The organism is Streptomyces sp. SCSIO 75703 (assembly GCF_036607905.1).
In the GTDB taxonomy this organism is placed as follows: domain Bacteria; phylum Actinomycetota; class Actinomycetes; order Streptomycetales; family Streptomycetaceae; genus Streptomyces.
Genome location: NZ_CP144555.1, coordinates 4,835,783 through 4,852,723 on the forward strand (window position 1 = coordinate 4,835,783; position 16,941 = coordinate 4,852,723).

The 16,941-nt window shown below is 75.7% G+C and carries 12 protein-coding genes; 3 read left to right on the forward strand and 9 right to left on the reverse strand.

What is annotated here, in order from left to right; genetic code table 11:
- Positions 1-154: 154 nt before the first annotated feature.
- Entirely contained in the window at positions 155-928 is a 774-nt protein-coding gene (locus VM636_RS21215) for an IclR family transcriptional regulator (protein WP_030419722.1), read from the forward strand.
- Positions 925-1,767: an SMP-30/gluconolactonase/LRE family protein gene (locus tag VM636_RS21220; protein WP_030419721.1), complete on the forward strand. Its 843-nt coding sequence runs from the start codon at positions 925-927 to the stop codon at positions 1,765-1,767. The genes VM636_RS21215 and VM636_RS21220 overlap by 4 nt, the downstream gene beginning before the upstream one ends.
- 146 nt (positions 1,768-1,913) lie before the next feature.
- On the opposite strand, the gene VM636_RS21225 is transcribed toward VM636_RS21220, so the two are convergent.
- The 5 genes from VM636_RS21225 to VM636_RS21245 all read right to left on the reverse strand — a co-directional run bounded on the left by VM636_RS21225 (position 1,914) and on the right by VM636_RS21245 (position 7,618).
- Entirely contained in the window at positions 1,914-3,320 is a 1,407-nt protein-coding gene (locus tag VM636_RS21225; RefSeq protein WP_030419720.1) for an FAD-dependent monooxygenase, read from the reverse strand.
- 14 nt (positions 3,321-3,334) lie between these two features.
- Positions 3,335-4,522: an MAB_1171c family putative transporter gene (locus VM636_RS21230; protein WP_030419719.1), complete on the reverse strand. Its 1,188-nt coding sequence runs from the start codon at positions 4,520-4,522 to the stop codon at positions 3,335-3,337.
- A 31-nt stretch (positions 4,523-4,553) separates the two neighbouring features.
- Positions 4,554-5,753: an MAB_1171c family putative transporter gene (locus tag VM636_RS21235; RefSeq protein WP_030419718.1), complete on the reverse strand. Its 1,200-nt coding sequence runs from the start codon at positions 5,751-5,753 to the stop codon at positions 4,554-4,556.
- Positions 5,750-6,277, reverse strand: coding sequence for a hypothetical protein (locus VM636_RS21240; protein ID WP_030419717.1), 528 nt, complete (start codon positions 6,275-6,277; stop codon positions 5,750-5,752). Before VM636_RS21240 ends, VM636_RS21235 begins: the two co-directional genes overlap by 4 nt.
- 111 nt (positions 6,278-6,388) lie before the next feature.
- Entirely contained in the window at positions 6,389-7,618 is a 1,230-nt protein-coding gene (locus tag VM636_RS21245; protein ID WP_037857941.1) for an MAB_1171c family putative transporter, read from the reverse strand.
- 355 nt (positions 7,619-7,973) lie between these two features.
- On the opposite strand from VM636_RS21245, the gene VM636_RS21250 reads away from it, so the two are divergent.
- Positions 7,974-9,482, forward strand: coding sequence for an alpha-N-arabinofuranosidase (locus tag VM636_RS21250; protein ID WP_030419715.1), 1,509 nt, complete (start codon positions 7,974-7,976; stop codon positions 9,480-9,482).
- Here the strand turns inward: VM636_RS21250 and VM636_RS21255 are convergent.
- From VM636_RS21255 to mmsA, 4 genes are all read right to left on the reverse strand, one after another.
- On the reverse strand, positions 9,433-12,156 hold the full coding sequence (locus VM636_RS21255; RefSeq protein WP_078962472.1) for a beta galactosidase jelly roll domain-containing protein: 2,724 nt from the start codon (positions 12,154-12,156) through the stop codon (positions 9,433-9,435). The two genes, VM636_RS21250 and VM636_RS21255, sit on opposite strands and share 50 nt — an antisense overlap.
- A gap of 107 nt (positions 12,157-12,263) precedes the next feature.
- A complete protein-coding gene (locus VM636_RS21260) occupies positions 12,264-13,922 on the reverse strand; it encodes a histidinol-phosphate transaminase (RefSeq protein ID WP_030419713.1) in 1,659 nt (552 codons plus the stop codon).
- A gap of 207 nt (positions 13,923-14,129) precedes the next feature.
- On the reverse strand, positions 14,130-15,374 hold the full coding sequence (gene mmsB, locus VM636_RS21265; RefSeq protein ID WP_030419712.1) for a multiple monosaccharide ABC transporter permease: 1,245 nt from the start codon (positions 15,372-15,374) through the stop codon (positions 14,130-14,132).
- The gene (mmsA, locus tag VM636_RS21270) at positions 15,371-16,921 is read right to left on the reverse strand and encodes a multiple monosaccharide ABC transporter ATP-binding protein (protein ID WP_030419711.1); all 1,551 of its coding nucleotides are present in this window, start codon (positions 16,919-16,921) and stop codon (positions 15,371-15,373) included. Before mmsA ends, mmsB begins: the two co-directional genes overlap by 4 nt.
- Positions 16,922-16,941 lie beyond the last annotated feature (20 nt).

A 16,941-nucleotide genomic window follows, 5' to 3' on the forward strand; every position in this document is an offset into this window, starting at 1 on the left:
CCCGTGTTGATCCATTGCCGTGGGAAACCCCGTGTGAGTAGCCTGTGTTCGCCATACCGACAGCCTGTTGATATCTCGAACGCCCGTGTCCGCCCGTCCGGCCGCCGGGCCCCGGGAGCGCGGGCGCCCGAGACACCAGGGAGGGGGGCCGGACATGGGACGCCTCGTACCAGCCGTGACCCGGGCTCTCGACATACTCGAACTCTTCCTCGACGGCGACGACGCGCTCTCCGCGCCCGAGATCGTCCGCCGGCTGGGCCTGCCGCGCACCACCGTGCACGAGCTGGTCGGCACGCTCGTCGCCCGCAGGTACCTGGTGCCGGTGGCCGCCGAGCCGGGACGGTACCGGCTCGGCGTCCGTCCCTACCAGCTCGGCTCCCGCTACGCCGAGGACCTCGACCTCGCCGCCGAGGGCCGGCAGGTCGCCCGGGGCGTCGCCGAGACCTGCGACGAGACCGTGCACGTGGCGATCCTGGAGGACACCGACGTCATCTACATCGCCAAGGTGGACTCCACGCACGCGGTGCGCATGGTCTCCGCGGCCGGACGGCGGCTGCCCGCGCACTGCACGTCCGTCGGCAAGATGCTGCTCGCCTCGCTGCCCGAGCCGGAGCTGGACGCCCGGTTCCCCGACGGGACGGAGCTGGCCGCGATGACGCCGAACAGCATCACCGACCCGGCGGTGCTGCGCGAGGCCCTGGCCGGCGTCCGCGCCCGCGGCGTCGCCGTCGAGAACCGCGAGTCCAACGCGGACGTCTCCTGCGTCGCCGCCCCGGTCCGCGACCGCTCCGGGCGGGTCGTCGCCGCGCTCTCCATCTCCGTTCCCCTGATCCGCTGGAGCGAGGAGCGCCGCGCGGAACTGGAGCGGCTCGCCGTCGAGGGCGCCGCCGAACTCTCCGAACGGCTCGGCCACCGGAGGGCGGCGTGAGGTGGCGGGTGGCGGTCCCGGCCGCGGCGGAACTCGGCGAGGGGCCCGTCTGGGACCCGGCCGGCGCGACCCTGGTCTGGGTGGACATCCTCGGCTCCCGCGTGCACACCCTCGACCCGGCCACCGGCCGGCGCACGCAGCGCACCACCGACCAGCACGTCGGCGCCGCCCTGCCGCGCGCCGGCGGCGGACTCGTCCTGTCCCTGCGCGACGGCGTCTTCCTCCTCGACCCGGACGGCACCCTGCGTCCGCTGCACCGCGACCCGGTGCCCGGCCGCCGGGCCAACGACGCCGCCGTCGCCCCCGACGGCAGCCTGTGGGCGGGCACCATGCGCTACGACGAGGCCGGGGGCGGCGGCACCCTGAGCCGGATCACCGGCGACGGCACCGCGACGACCGTCCTCGACGACGTGTCGATCAGCAACGGCATCGGCTGGAGCCCCGACGGACGGCTGATGTACTACGTCGACACGCCGACCCGGCGCATCGACGTCTTCGACCACGAGGCCGGGCGGATCGGCGGCCGGCGCACCCTCGCCGCGCTGGAGGAGGGCGCCGGGTACCCCGACGGGCTCACCGTGGACGCCGAGGGCTGCGTGTGGCTGGCGCTGTGGGACGGGGCGGCGCTGCGCCGCTACACGCCGGACGGCCGCCTCGACCGGGTGGTCCGGCTGCCGGTGCCGCGCGTGACGTCCTGCGCCTTCGGCGGTCCGGACCTGACGGACCTGTACGTGACGACGGCCCGGGCGGGGCTGACGGCACCGCACCCGCTCGCCGGGGCGCTGCTGGTGCTGCCGGGGGCGGGGCAGGGGCTGCCGCAGCCGGCCTTCGCGGGCTGACCGGCCCGGAGCGGCGCCCCCCCCGGCGCCCGGCACGCCCGCACCCCGGCCCCCGGCGCGTCCGCACCCGGCGTCCCCGGCCCCCCGGCGCCCCCGGCGGTGCCTCGGGTCCCGGGGACCGGGCCGCACCCCCGGCGCTCCGCCGCTCAGGCCCCCGTGCGGTCCAGGGCGTGCACCGTCCGCCACTCGGCGCGGGACAGCGGGGGCTGGGCGGCCGGCGGCAGCACGGGACCCGTCAGGGTGGACAGCAGCGCGCCCGGGCGCAGCACCCGGCCCGGTCCGGCGAGGAGGCTGGTGACGTCCCACAGCGCGGCGGCGGCCTGGTACGAGCCGGTCGCCGCCCGGGTCAGCCGCCGGGTGTACGCCGCGACGAGCCGGTCGGCCGGGCTCGCCGCGGCCCCCCGCGTGGCCGGGTACATGACGTCCTGGCCGACCGCCACCGCCCAGGCCGCGTCCACCGGCCGCGCGGCGCCCCGCTGCACCCGGCGGGCCAGCCCCGGCGCGCCGGCACCGGAGCGGCGCACCTCCTCGGCCAGCGCGCGGGCGCCCATCGCCGCGACGGACATGCCCTGCCCGTAGGCCGGGTTGAAGGTGGCGAGCGCGTCCCCGAGGACGACGAACCCCTCGGGCCAGTGCCGGGCCCGCTCCACGTAGCGGCGCACGTTGCTGGTGCTGCGGCCGACGTGGACGTCGGTCACCGGTTCGGCGCCGGAGATCAGCCGGCCCACCAGGGGGTGCGGCAGGTCCAGGGTGTAGCGCAGGAAGCCGTCCGGGTCGGCGGGCGGCTCGCCGCCCCGGGTGCCGGCCAGGCTGACCAGCCAGCGGCCGTCCTCGATCGGCATCACCATGCCGCTGCGGCCCGGCCGGGAGGCGTACGGGTTCGCCTGGAGCACCGTCAGCGGGAAGTTTTCGGCGCCCTCGGGCACCCGGTACAGGCGGGTGGCGTTGACCAGTCCCGCGTCCACGGTGCGCTCCTCGACACCGCGGACGCCGACGCCGTCCAGCCAGTGCAGCAGCCGCGAGCCGCGCCCGCTCGCGTCGACGACGAGGTCGGCGTCGAGCACCTCCTCCGGGCCGGTGCCGTCCGCCGGGGCGGCGACCACCCCCGTCACGCGGTGCGAACCACCGGTCAGAGCACGTGCGTTGGCCTTGCGGACGGTGGCGCCGGTGTGGGCGAGGACGGTCTCGCGGACCACCCAGTCGACCAGCGCGCGGCTGCACGTGACCATCCGGGGGCCCTCGTGGCGCCAGCGCCGTAACCAGCCGTCGGGGGTGAGGGCCACCATGCCGTTGCCGAGGGGTATCTCGTGGGCGCCGGCGGTGAGCAGCCGCTTGCGCAGGCCGGCGCCGGGCAGCAGGTCCTCCATGGCGGCCAGGCCCCCGGCCATCAGCAGGTGCGCGTGACGGCCCTGCGGCAGCCCGCGCCGGTGCTCGGGCCCGTCGGGGAGGTCGTCGCGCTCCAGCACGATCACCTCGTCCACCGCGGGGGACAGCGCCGCCGCGGCCAGCATGCCGGCCAGACCGGCACCGATGACGACAGCTCTACGGGACATGGATCTCCTCGTCTTCAGCCATGGGTCCAGCCGTGGGCGGCCCTCACCGTACCCTCGCGCGCCGGTGCGCCGGCCGGCGCACGGCCCAGCGTGCGGGCGAGTTCGACCAGCGCGCCCGGTCCCGACACCTGCGTGGCGTGCAGGCGGTAGGTGCTCGGGTCGGCCGGCGGCTCCTCGTGGGCGGCGGCGCGGCGGGCGGCGTCGGTGAGCATCGCGGCCTCCGCGGCCAGCCGGGCCTGGCGGGCGGTGCGGCCCGCGCGCAGGGCGGCCTCGTGCTCCCGCTCGCGCACCCGGTCGTCGAAGTACGGGGCGAGCGCCAGCAGCGCGTCGTGGATCGACACCTCCCGCCACTGCAGCCGCTCGCGCGGCGACTGCCACCAGGAGGCGGCCGGTTTCGGCGCGGTCGGCGCGAACCGCAGCAGCGCCCACAGCGGGCCGAGCCGGCGGTAGTCGCCGAGGCCCCGCCACTGGGCGACGGCGGCCGGCAGCAGCCGGGGCAGCACGAACCCGGCGGAGCAGACCAGGGCGCCGAGCGAGGCCATGGGCGGGGCCAGGGTGGTGGACAGGAAGTCGACGTCGTGGCCGTACCAGCGGGCCACCACCGCGGTGTACTTGGCCAGTTGGAAGCCGACCAGGTCGAGCAGGCTGCCGGCGAGGATCAGCCGCAGCCCGGTGCGCAGCAGCCCGGTCACCTCGCGGCCCCATTTGACGCAGACGGCGCACATCACGAGCGTCGCCGCGCTGTGCCCGGCGAGGTAGAGCAGGATCATCTCCCGCATGAACGGCGTGTTCGCGTAGTACGTGTCGAGGTCGGTGAGCCGTTCGTCGGGCGCCTCGGCCAGGGTGAACAGCACGACGAGGGCGGCGATGAGGACCGCGTAGGCGGCCATGCTGGCCAGCACCCGGCGCCGTATCCGGGACCTCGGGCCGCCGCGCCAGTTGACGAGCAGCACGAGCAGCGCGCAACTGTAGGCGGAGAGCATGCCGTAGGTCAGCGGCGCGCCGAAGTTCACCACGCCCGTCAGGTCGTTGACGGCGGCGAGGGTCGGCGGGGCCGCGCAGACCAGGACCAGCGCGCCCAGCAGGATCGCCGCGCAGGTGGAGACGGTGAGCGTGCCGAGCACGGGTCTGCCGGGCCGCCGGAACAGCACCAGGCAGGACAGCGCGAACACCCCGGCCGCCCCGTACACGAGGAGGTTCATGCCGGTGGACTCCCTTCGACACGCGGCCGGTTCATACGGCACCGGTCACGGCGGCCGGTCCGCGTCCGCGGGGCGCGGGGGCGGCGGCGGGGGCGGTGGCCAGGGCGTCGGCGATGCGGGCCAGGGCGGCCGGTCCGGGCAGCCGGTGGGGGAGCGCGCAGGCGCCGCCGCCGGGCCGCTCCCGCTCGTCCGGCTCGTCCCGCTCTCCCCGGCCCGCCCGGTGCGCCGCGTCGGCGACGACGGCCGCCCAGGCGGCGGCCTCGGCCCGCTCGGCGTCGCCCGTGGCGCGCAGCGCGTCCTCGCGCACCCGGTCGAACAGGGCCGCGTCGAGGTGCGGGGCGAGGTGGCCGAGCGCGTTGTGGATGCTGGTCTGGCGCCACATCAGCCGGGCGCCCGGCGAGACCGCGCGGGGCCGGGGCAGCCGCAGGGAGCGCCTGGTGAGGAGGTCGTCGAGGACCCGCTCCAGCGGCTCCAGCCGCAGGTAGGCGCGGCGGGCCCGCCGCCGTCGCGCCCAGCCCGGCACGGCCAGCGGGATCAGCACCCCGGTGACGGTGAGCACGGCGCTGCCCGCCGCGGCTGTCGGGGAGACGTCCGTGACCAGCACCTGCCAGTCCCGGCCGGTCCAGCGGGCGGCTACCGCGGCCAGCTTGGAGAGGCTGTACCCGGCGTTGCACAGGGCGCCCGCCCCGAGCACCGTCAGCCCCAGGCGCAGCGGCCCGCGCACCCGCCGGGCCCAGCGCAGCGCGGAGACGGTGGTGACGGTGACCGCGGCGAGGTGCCCGAGCAGGTAGAGCACGATCATCTGGCCGATGAACGGCGTCGTCGCGTAGTAGAGATCCAGGTCGGTACGGCGTTCCACCGGGGCGTCGCCGAGGGCGAAGGAGACGGCGATGCCGAGCACGACCAGCGCGTAGGCGAGCATCCAGCGGCGGGCCACCGCCCGCACCCGGGGCCCGCCCCGCCAGTGCACGACGAGCACCTGGGCGGCGGCGCTGTACGCGGTGACGGAGGCGTAGGTGAGCGGCGCGGCCAGGTTCGGCACCCCGCTCAGGTCGTTGACGGCGCCCACGGTGGGCGGGGCGCCGAGGAGGAAGCAGAGCCCGGCCAGGGCCAGCACCGCGCAGATGGCCCGGAGGTAGGGGTCGCGGCGGTGCCGTACGAGGTCGGGGGCCTTGGCGGCCAGACCCAGCCAGAGCACGGCGCAGCTCGCGTAGTTGACCATGGCGTTCATCCGTGCGGACCACGGTAGTTGAGGGCCGCCCCGATGCGTTCGGCCAGGCCCTGGGCGTCCTCGTCGCGGGCCGCGTGCACCGAGTCCTCGGACGCCTCCAGCCAGGCCCGCAGCCGGCGGCCCATCAGCATGCCGAACCGGTCGGCCTCGCGTTCCTCGGCGAGGCTGAAGTCGGTGCGGGCCGCGACCGGCCGGGGGGCGGCGCCGTGCGTCCGGGTGCGCGCGGCGGCCTCGGCGCGGCGGCGGTTCATGTGCCACACCTCGTGGGTGAGGATGACGATCTGGTGCCACACGGCGGCCCGGCGGTCCACGACGACGATGTCGTGCGTCTCGGCCTCCAGCCACAGGCCGCTGGCCGTGTGTGGCGGGAAGCTTTCCCTGCGGACCACGATCTCGCGCCCCCGCCAGGCGGCGACGGACGCGACCAGCGCCTCGAACAGGACCTCCGGATCGGCCGGGACCGGCACCCGGATGGGGGCGATGAGCGCGTCGGCCAGACGTCGCATCTGCCTGTTCGTGCGCACCGTTCTCCTCTCACGTCGTCTCCTGCCCGCGAGAAGCCGCGCGGGCAGGCCGCGGCGGCGCGCGGCGTCGGCGCCGTCCGGTGCGTGCAATATGCCAAGCCGACGGCGGCCTCAGCCACTTCCGGTCCCCCCGGCCAGCCGGATTCCGCCGTCCCGGGCATCGGCGCGGGCCCGCACCGCCCGCAGCGCCTCGGGGCTGCGCAGGGCGCGGGAGACGGCGCCGATCTCGCGGAGCAGCGCGGCCGTGCCGGGGGCGTCCGCGGTCCGGCCGGGGTCGCCGGGCCGCCGGCGCCGGGCGTCGACGGCGTCCGCGATGGCCACCGCGGCGGCCAGCGCGCGGGCCCGCTCCGGCGGGTGGCCGAGGGCGCGGGCGGCGTCGTAGGAGCGGTGGCGCAGGTCCTCGTCGAGGGCGCGGGCGAGCGGCAGCAGGGCGTCGCGGATGAACGTCTCCCGGCGGGTCAGCCGCAGTTCGGGCCCGGCGAACGGCGCGAACGCGTCCCGCCGGCCGCCCGCCTGCCGCATCAGCGCGTACAGGGGCCCCAGTTCGCGGTGGGCGGCCCGCAGCCGCCAGCGTTCGTGCAGGTACTGGCCGGCGTGCGGCAGGATGAAGCCGATGGCGATCAGCACGGCGGACAGGCAGGCCACCGGCGGCGCCACGTCGGTGTTGAGCCGGTCCAGGTCGTGCCCCGTCCAGCGGGCCACCACGGCGGTCAGCTTGGCGGCGTCGAAGAGCAGGTTCATCGCGTAGCCGGCGCCGAGGAACTTCAGGCCCCAGCGCAGCCAGGCGTCGAGGCCGTCGGTGCGCACCCAGTTGCGGATCAGGTTCGAGGTGATCAGCACGGCCGTGGTGTGGGCGAGGAGGTAGAGCAGGATCTCCTCGCGCATGAAGGGCGTCGTCGCGTAGTAGGTGTCCAGATCACGCAGGCGTTCCTCGGGCGCGTCGGCGAGGGCGAAGAGCACCCACAGGGCGACGATCACGCCGGAGTAGGCGCCGACGACCCGGCGGACGGCGCGGCGGGTGGCCGCGGACCGGTCGGCCGGCCCGCCCCGCCAGATGATGATCAGCAGCAGGCAGGAGGCGCAGAAGGCGGTCAGCAGGGAGTACACCCAGGGCGCCGAGATGTTGGGCACGCCGGTGACCCGGTTGACCCAGGCGATGGTGGACGGCGCGACGAACACGAAGACGGCCAGGGCCAGCAGGAGCAGTCCGCCGACCGCGAGCAGCAGGGGGTCCCCGCGGAACCGGATGATCGTCGGCAGCTTGATCGCCAGCGCGGCGGCCAGGACGGTCGCCGGTATCCACCAGAACGACGGGTAGAACTCGCCGAGGAACCAGGTCATCGTGCCGCGCCCCCGCCCGCGGGGCGCCCCGCGGCCCGCGCCGGAGGGCCGGTGGGTCCGCGCCGGCCGGTGGGCGGGGTCCCGCCGCATCCCCCCGTGGTGCCCGCGCGCCGGCCCCGCGCGCCGCCCGGGACGTCCATCGCTCCCCCTTCGCACCGCCGGTCCCCGGCCGAGGCTACGCGCCCGCCCCGGCCCGCGTCAGGGGAACGCCACCGCCCCGGGCTGCGGCGGGTCCCATTGACGCGTCCCCGCCATGACCCTACCGTCCCGTCCGACGACACGGGCACTGTCCGGAATCTCGAACAGGCCGGTGCCGTGCGCCCCTTGACGACCTCTCCCCGCCCGGAGGACGCCCTTGCGTACCGCCCGCCTCACCCTGGACCCCGACTTCACCGTCGGCGACGTCGACCCGCGCCTCTTCGGTTCCTTCGTCGAACACCTCGGCCGCTGCGTGTACACGGGCCTGTACGAACCGGGACACCCGGCGGCCGACGCGGCCGGACTGCGCCGGGACGTGCTCGCCCTGATCCGCGAACTCGGCGTCACCCTCGTCCGCTACCCCGGCGGCAACTTCGTCTCCGGCCACCGCTGGGAGGACTCCGTCGGCCCCGTCGCCGACCGCCCCCGCCGCCTCGACGACGCCTGGCACTCCACCGAGACCCACCACTTCGGCCTCTCCGAGTTCCACGGCTTCCTGCGCGCCCTCGGCCCGAGCACCGCGCCCCTGATGGCCCTCAACCTCGGCACCCGCGGCGTCGCCGACGCCCTGCGCCTGCACGAGTACGCCAACCACCCCTGCGGCACGGCCCTGTCCGACCTCCGCGCCGCCCACGGCGACCCGGAACCCTTCGGCATCCGCATGTGGTGCCTCGGCAACGAGATGGACGGCCCCTGGCAGACCGGCCACAAGACCGCCGAGGAGTACGGCCGGCTCGCCGCCGAGACGGCCCGCGCCCTGCGCCGCCGCGACCCCGGAGCCGAACTCGTCGTCTGCGGCTCCTCCGGCCGCTCCATGCCCGCCTTCGCCGCGTGGGAGGCGACCGTCCTCGCCCACACCCACGACCTCGTCGACCACATCTCCCTGCACGCCTACTACGAACCCCTCGACGGCGACGTCGACTCCTTCCTGGCCTCCGCCGTCGACATGGAACGCCAGATCGAGGAGACCGCCGCCACCTGCGACCACGTCGCCGCCCGGCTGAAGTCCGCCAAGCGGATCGGGCTCGCCTTCGACGAGTGGAACGTCTGGTACGCGTCCCGGCGGCGCGAGGGCGGCTTCGGGCCCGACGAGTGGCCCGAGGCCCCCCGCCTGCTGGAGGACCACTACACCGTCACCGACGCGGTCGTCGTCGGCTCGCTGCTCATCGCCCTGCTGCGCCACGCCGACCGGGTCCGCCTCGCCTGCCTCGCCCAGCTCGTCAACGTCATCGCCCCGATCATGACCGAGCCGGGCGGGCCGGCCTGGCGCCAGACGATCTTCTTCCCCTTCGCGCAGGCCGCCCGGCACGGCCGCGGCCGGGTCCTCGACGTCCGCGTGGACGCCCCGGTCCACCACACGGACCGGTACGGGGAGGCCGCGCTGCTGCACGCCACCGCCGTACGCGCCGGGGACGGCTCCGTCACCCTCTTCGCCGTCAACCGCTCCCGCACCGAGCCCCTCCCGCTCGACGTGGTCCTGCGGGGGCCGCGCCCGACCGGCGTGATCGGGCACAGCGCCCTCGCGGACGCCGACCCCGAGGCCCGCAACACCCTCGACCGGCCCGAGCGGGTGAGACCGCACCGGGTCGCCGGCACGGTCCTGCGCGACGGCCGCCTCACCACCGTCCTGGAACCCCTGTCCTGGAACGTGATCCGGCTGCGCTGAACCCCGCCGGCCCTGGCTGCCAGGCCGCCCGGCCCGGCGCGGGCACCCGGTCCACCGGCACCCCGCCCGCCGCCACGCCCCGGGTCACCAGCCGGGCCGACGCCCGCCCCGCCGCGGCGCTCCCGTCGGACAGGACCGCGAGGGCGAGCGTGTTGCGGGCGGCCCGGGTGCGCAGCACGCCGCCCGGCAGGACCAGGCCCCGCCCGTCGTCCCCGTACTCGCCCAGGTTCCAGCCGTTGAGGAAGACCTGGACGCGGGCACCGGACACCCCGTCGAGCACCAGCGCGACCGAGGCGTCCACCTCCGGCGGCACGTCGAGCCGGAACCCGGTGCGGTACCAGGCCACGCCCTGGCGCGGCTCGGCGCGCGGCGCGGCGACCGGCTCCCAGCCGGCCTCGTCGAGTCCGGGCAGGTGCCAGCCCTCGCGTTCCCCGCGCAGGCCCCCGGTGTTGAGGGGGCCGCGCACCGGGTCGGGCGCCGGCGGCCCGCACACCCGCCAGCGCACCTCGGGCGAGACGCCCCCGAAGGCCGCCGACACCAGCCCGCTCGCCGTCCGCCCGTCCGCGCCGCCGGGCCCCTCCTCGGGGTCGCGGGTGCGCCGGACCAGCACCGCGAGGACCGGTGTGCCAGGCGCCGAGCGCAGCCGTTCGCGCAGCCGGCGCGGCACGGCGAAGCGGGCCGTGTCGATCCCGGCGCCCCCGGTGCGGTGGACGCCGAGCGGCTCCCCGTCGAGCCACGCCATCACCAGGCCCCGCGGGCCCGCGCGGTGGGCGAGGGAGACCCACTCCAGCCCCGCCGCGCCCCGCAGCCGCCCCCGGTACCAGACGTCGCCGTGCGGGAGGCCGTACTCCTCGGCGAAGAGCACCGGCTGCCCCTCGGGCACGGGCGTCGAGGAGGCCGGCGTCCGCCACACGGCGGGCGTCCACCCGTCGTCGTCATCCGGCGCCGACTGCGGGTTCTCCGCCCGACGCCGCCAGCCGTCCAGCGCGGGCAGCTCCGGCTCCGGCACGCCGGGCAGCGGCCAGCGGGCGCGCAGGCTCCCGTCCCGGTCGACGGCGGTGCGCACCGGGCGGCCGTTCCAGGTGACGGCGGTGACACCGCGCGGCGCCCACACCCGCAGCGGGCACTCGTCCCCGGTGTCGCCGGTCAGCCGCAGCGTTTGCCCGTCCACCACGGCCTCGCGCAGCAGTTCGGGTCCGTGGACGAGGCCGGGGCCCGACGGGGTCTCGTACGGCCACAGCCGCAGCGAGGCGGCGTCGTCGGCGAGGACCAGCAGGAGCGGCCGTTCCGAGTCCGCGCCGCGCACCCAAACCCGCACCGGTCTGCCCGCGGGCAGCGGCGCCGTCACGTGCAGCCGGCCGTGGTCGTACGCCCAGGCCGCCTCGTCGTCCAGCCGGGACGGCCACGGCTCGCTCGGGCAGTCCAGCACCACCTGTGCCGTCTCGCCCGTCCGCCCGGCGAAGACCGCGATGTCCTGCCGCCCGGCGCTCAGCACCGCCATGGGCTGCACCGTCGCGTACGCCAGCCTCGGCCCGGCCCCCAGCGGGAGCCCGGAGGCGAGCAGCCGGGCGTCCCCGGCCGGGACGGTGACCGGCACCGGCCGGCCGTCCAGCGGCACCGCGGAGGTGACGTCCTCGGCGGAGTCGTTGGCCAGGACGTGGAACCGGGCGCCGGTGTCCGGGTTGGCCAGGTGCCGCACCCGCAGCCGGGCGTCCCGGGCGCCCCCGCCCCGGGCCTCCGTCAGCCGGGCGAGGTCGGGGACGTGGCGCAGCAGGTGCCCGAACTGGTGCACCGGCGCCATCCGTCCGGTCGGCCGGCGGGCCTCGTCGAGCGGTGCCGTGGGGTCGTACACCGGGCCGGGGGCGGGCGGGCCGGGGAGCCAGCCCCAGGAGGTGCCGCCGAAGAAGGTGCCGACGGTGTGCACCGCCGGCCCGGGACCGAGGGCGTCGAGCCGGCCGAGCCGCACGGCCGCCGGGTCCGCCGCTCCGCGCACCTCGCCCCGGGCGAGCGGGGACCCGTCGGGCACGAGGGGCAGGTCGAGACCGTCGGCGCGCAGCCGCTCGCGCAGCCGGGCCGTCTCGCCGGGGCCGGTGGCCCCGGTGCGGTAGAGCAGGACGGTGCCGGTGCCCCGGGTGTACAGGTGCCGGGCGGCGACCGCGTGCACGCGGGAGAGCCACGCCCCGGCGTCGGGGCCGGGCCGGGGGAGGGGCCGCAGGACCACGTAGAGCCCGGCCCCGGCGGCCAGCCGCAGGAACCGGTCGAGGTCGCGGACGCCGCCGAGGTCGTCGTGCCCGGGGAACGGCGTGAGCTGCCGGCGGTCGAGGACGGCGACGACCGCGGTGCCGCCGTGGGCCCGGAGCTTCTCCAGCACGTCCCGCCACAGGGACGGGCCGGGCAGCCGGAAGGGGTGCGCCTCCCCGGCCAGGAGCACCAGGCGGCGCCCGTCGACGAGGAGGGAGTGGCGGTCGGTCTCGACCCGGTGGCGGACGCCGTCCGCGGCGGGCCGTGCCGGTGGCGGTCCGGTGGGCACGGGGCGCCGCGCCCCGGCCGGGGTCCCGGCCGCGCCGCCGGCGCCGCTGCCGCCGAGGGCGAGACCGAGGGCGGTCGTCCCGGCGAGGGCACCGAAGGCCCGCCTGCCGAGGGTGCCGGTCCTGTTGCGCGTGCCGAGCTCCAAGGGAGCCCCTCCTGTTGCCCGTTCTTCCCTGCCGCCGCACGGCAGGGCCGCGCGTGCCGGCCCATTCTCCACGTCGTCCCGCGGTGGGCGCGGGCTGGGGGCCCGGGTCAGGCGGTGGGGACCATGCCGGCCGCGTTGGGCCAGTTCTGCGGGGCCGGCCAGGTGCCGGGCGCGACGGGGTCCCGTCCGTTGGTGCCGCGGACCTGGGCGGCCGTCAGACCGCCCCGGGCGGGGACGCCGGGCGGCGTGGGGCCGGCGGGCAGCGGCGTCCGCGCCGCCGGGACGGGCGCGGTGGACGCGGTGGCGGCGGGTGGGAGCGCCGCCGGGATGGCGGCGGCCGGGATGGCGGCGGCCGGGGCCGCCGGGGTGGGGGCCGGCGCCGGCTGGGGGACCGGCGCCGGCCGGGGTGCGGGCGGGGACACCGCCGGCACCGGCATCCCCCCGGCGGCGGCCGGGGCGGCCACCGGTCCGGAGGGGAGCGACATGCCGGTGCCGGCGGAGGGCGCGGCAGCGAGCCCCGGGGCGGCCGCCCGCTCGGCGAGCCCCCTCAGGCCGGCCCCGTTGGTCTCGCTGACCAGGCGGTCCACCGCCGCCGTGCCCGAGCTGTAGCCGGTCCCGGTGGCGTGCTCGGGCACGGCGGCCTCCCTCCCGGTCCCGTAGAGCACCTGTTCCAGACCGGACACCAGGCGGTGCACGTCCGCCCGGGGACGCACCACGAGACGCAGGAAGCGGCTGGAGGAACCGATCTTGTTGCCGCACTCGCGGACCAGGACCCCGTGCTCGGTGAGCATGCGGTCCCGGACGACGGTGCCCTCGGCACCCACGGGCAGGCGGACGAAGAGGAAGTTCCCCTGGGACGGGTAGACGGTCAGGCCCGGCAGGGTGGCGAGCCGCCCGGCCATCTCCAGGCGGTCGCGGCGCACCTCGCGCAGGCTCCGCGCGTACTCCGTCCCGTGCTCGCGGAGCATGAACACCACGTGTTCCGCGAAGGAGTTGAGGTTCCACTTGGGCAGCATGCCGCGCACCCGCCCGGCCAGCGACGGGTTGGCGACGAGGTAGCCGAAGCGGATGCCGTGCAGGCCGAAGTTCTTGCCGAGGCTGCGCAGGACGATGACGTTGGGGCGCAGCACGGCCTCCCGGACCACGCTGGGCTCCTCCTCGGCGTCGGCGAACTCCAGGAAGGACTCGTCGATCACGACGAGGTCCAGATCGGCCATCGCGTCCATGAACCCCACGACCGCCTGCCTGTGCAGGAAGCCGCCGTCGGGGTTGTTGGGGTTGCAGATCACCGCGACCCGGCTGCCCCGGGCCCGGAGGAACCCGGCGTACCGGGCGAGGTCGAGGGCGAAGCCGTTCGCCTCCTGGAGCGGGAACATGTCGACCCGCTTGCCGGTCTCCGCCGGCTGGTCGGTCCAGCGGCCGAAGGTGGGGACCGGGACGGCGAGGGACTCGCGGACCAGCAGGTGGTCGATCCAGGTGATCAGCTCGGTGGACCCGTTGCCCATCGCCACGCACTGCGGCGGGAGCTGGAGCAGGCCGCACAGTTCGGCGGTGATGGTGTCGGCGTCGCTCGGGTAGTACGTGATGATCTCGCGCAGCCGGCCCGCCATCTCCTCGAACATGGCCGGGGTCGGGAAGTAGGGGTTGCACGGGATGCAGAAGTCCACCGGTCCGGCCGCGCCGTCGCCGTTCGCCCGTGTCAGCGCCGCCATCGAGGGGCTGTGCGCCGCGGCGCCGCGGAACAACGAGGTGACGCTGCCGGACAAGGGGGACCTCCGTCGCTGGGTGGCCCGCGCGGGGGAGCACGGGCCACCCAGGGATACGCGTGGGGCGGGGGAGGTGTTCAACGGGTGTGAAAGAAATGTGACCGCCCGGTGGGCGCCGGTCGGGACCGGGGTGCCGGGGGCGGCCGGTCGGGCCCGGGTGCCGGAGCAGCGCACCGTCGCCGTCCGGTACGTCCGCCCCGGCCGGCGCTACGAACCGACCCTGCGCTTGTTCCACACGTCGAAGCCGACCGCGGCCAGCAGGACCAGGCCCTTGATGACCTGCTGCCAGTCGGTGCCGATGCCGACGAGGTTCATGCCGTTGTTGAGCACACCGAGGACCAGGCCGCCGATGATGGCGCCGAGGACCGTGCCGACGCCGCCGCTCATCGACGCGCCGCCGATGAACGAGGCCGCGATGGCCTCCAGTTCGAAGCCGAGGCCCGACTTCGGCGAGGCCGCGTTGAAGCGGGCGGCGTAGACCAGGCCGGCCAGGGCGGCGAGCATGCCCATGTTCAGGAAGACCAGGAAGGTGACCTTCCGGTCCTTCACCCCGGAGAGCTTGGCCGCCGGGAGGTTGCCGCCGATCGCGTAGATGTGCCGGCCGACGACCGCGTTGCGCATCACGTAGCCGAAGCCGGCCACCAGCACGCCCAGGATGAGCAGGACGATCGGGGCGCCCTTGTGGCTGGCCAGCAGCAGGGTGACGACGAGGACCGCGGAGACCAGCGCCACCAGCTTGAGCGCGAACAGCCTGGCCGGCGGCACGTCGAGCGCGAACTCCCGCTGCCGCCTGCGGTCCCGGACCTCCTGGTACACGACGAACGCGATCAGCGCGAAGCCGAGCAGCAGGGTGAGGTTGTGGTAGTTCGTGTGCGGGCCGACCTCGGGCAGGAAGCCGTTGGCGATCTCCTGCAGGCCCCGGGGGAGCGGGCCGAGAGTCTGCCCCTTCAGGACGATCTCGGTCAGGCCCCGGAAGACCAGCATGCCCGCCAGGGTCACGATGAAGGACGGTATGCCGAGATAGGCGACGAAGAAGCCCTGCGCGGACCCGGCCAGCGCGCCGAGGGCCAGGCAGAGCACCACCGCCAGCGGCCAGGCCACGTCGTGGTCGACCATCAGCACGGCGGACATCGCGCCCACGAAGGCGGTCAGCGAGCCCACCGACAGGTCGATGTGCCCGGCGATGATGACGAGCATCATGCCGATCGCCAGCAGCAGGATGTAGCTGTTCTGGAGCACCAGGTTGGACACGTTGCGCGGCAGCAGCAGATCGCCGCCGGACCACGCGGCGAAGAGCAGCACGATCAGGCCGAGCGCGATCAGCATCCCGTACTGGCGCATGTTGCGGCGCAGCCCGTCGAGCATCAGCCGCAGCAGGCCGGCGCCGGTGTCCGGGCCGTCCCGGCCCGGCGGGGCGGGGGCCGGGCTCTTCGCGCTCACGTCGGTGCTCATCGGGATACCTCTTTGTCCTTCGTCATCTGGCGCATCAGCGCCTCCTGCGTGGCCTCGGCCCGCGAGAACTCGCCCGTCAGCCGCCCCGCCGCCATGGTGTAGACGCGGTCGCACATGCCGAGCAGCTCCGGCAGCTCGGAGGAGATGAGGACGACCGCCTTGCCCTCGGCGGCCAGCCGGTCGACGACCGTGTAGATCTCGTACTTGGCGCCCACGTCGATGCCCCGCGTGGGCTCGTCCAGGATCAGCACCTCGGGACCCGCGAAGATCCACTTGCTGAGGACGACCTTCTGCTGGTTGCCGCCGGACAACCTGCCCACCGGCTCGAACACGGTCGGCGCCTTGATGTTCATGGAGGTGCGGAAGCCCTCCGCGACCCGCCGCTCCTCGTGCTCGTCGACCACGCCGTGCCGGGCCACCTTGCCGAGCGCGGTCAGCGACACGTTCCGGTTGATGGTGTCGATCAGGTTCAGCCCGTAGTGCTTGCGGTCCTCGGTGACGTACGCGATGCCGTGCCCGACCGCCTCCGGGACGGTACGGGTGCGGACCTCGCGGCCGTCGCGCAGCACCGTGCCGCCCGCCCACCGCCCGTACGAGCGGCCGAAGACGCTCATCGCCAGTTCGGTGCGGCCGGCGCCCATCAGCCCGGCGATGCCGACGATCTCGCCGCGCCGCACCTCGAGGGAGACGTCGTCGACCACCTTGCGCTGCTGGTCGATGGGGTGGTGCACGGTCCAGTTGCGGATCTCCAGCGCGGGCGCCGCCCCGGCCTCCGGACGGTGCTCGGTGCGTTCGGGGAAGCGGTGCTCCAGGTCGCGGCCGACCATCCCGCTGATGATCCGGTCCTCGGTGGTCTCCGCGGCCCTGACGTCCAGCGTCTCGATGGTGCGCCCGTCGCGGAGGATGGTGACCGAGTCGGCGACCCGGCGGATCTCGTTCAGCTTGTGCGAGATGATGATCGAGGTGATGCCCTGTTCCTTCAACTGGAGGATCAGGGCGAGGAGTTTGCCGCTGTCCTCGTCGTTGAGGGCGGCCGTCGGCTCGTCGAGGATGAGCAGCTTCACCCGCTTGGAGAGCGCCTTGGCGATCTCCACGAGCTGCTGCTTGCCCACGCCGATGTCGGCGACGCGGGTCTCCGGGTGCTCGTGCAGCCCGACCCGGCGCAGCAGCGCGGAGGCGTGGCGCAGGGTCTCGTTCCAGTCGATCAGTCCGCGCCGGGCGTGCTCGTTGCCCAGGAAGATGTTCTCCGCGAGGGAGAGGTACGGCACCAGCGCCAGCTCCTGGTGGATGATGACGATGCCCTGCTGCTCGCTCGCCCGGATGTCCTTGAAGCGGCACGGCTTCGACTCGAAGAGGATCTCCCCCTCGTAGCTGCCGTGCGGGTGCACGCCGGAGACCACCTTCATCAGGGTCGACTTGCCGGCCCCGTTCTCGCCGCAGACGGCGTGGACCTCGCCCCGGCGGACGGTGAGCGTGACGTCGGAGAGCGCCTTGACGCCGGGGAAGGTCTTGACGATCGAGCGCATTTCCAGGACGGGTCCCGCCATGGTCGTGCCTTCCAATCCGT

What these genes read in the sequence shown, in the direction of transcription:
- VM636_RS21245 (WP_037857941.1), bottom strand. Translation starts at nt 7,618, where the DNA reads ATGACCTGGTTCCTCGGCGAGTTCTACCCGTCGTTCTGGTGGATACCG.
- VM636_RS21235 (WP_030419718.1), bottom strand. Translation starts at nt 5,753, where the DNA reads ATGAACGCCATGGTCAACTACGCGAGCTGCGCCGTGCTCTGGCTGGGT.
- VM636_RS21230 (WP_030419719.1), bottom strand. Translation starts at nt 4,522, where the DNA reads ATGAACCTCCTCGTGTACGGGGCGGCCGGGGTGTTCGCGCTGTCCTGC.
- mmsA (WP_030419711.1), bottom strand. Translation starts at nt 16,921, where the DNA reads ATGGCGGGACCCGTCCTGGAAATGCGCTCGATCGTCAAGACCTTCCCC.
- VM636_RS21215 (WP_030419722.1), top strand. Translation starts at nt 155, where the DNA reads ATGGGACGCCTCGTACCAGCCGTGACCCGGGCTCTCGACATACTCGAA.
- mmsB (WP_030419712.1), bottom strand. Translation starts at nt 15,374, where the DNA reads ATGAGCACCGACGTGAGCGCGAAGAGCCCGGCCCCCGCCCCGCCGGGC.
- VM636_RS21225 (WP_030419720.1), bottom strand. Translation starts at nt 3,320, where the DNA reads ATGTCCCGTAGAGCTGTCGTCATCGGTGCCGGTCTGGCCGGCATGCTG.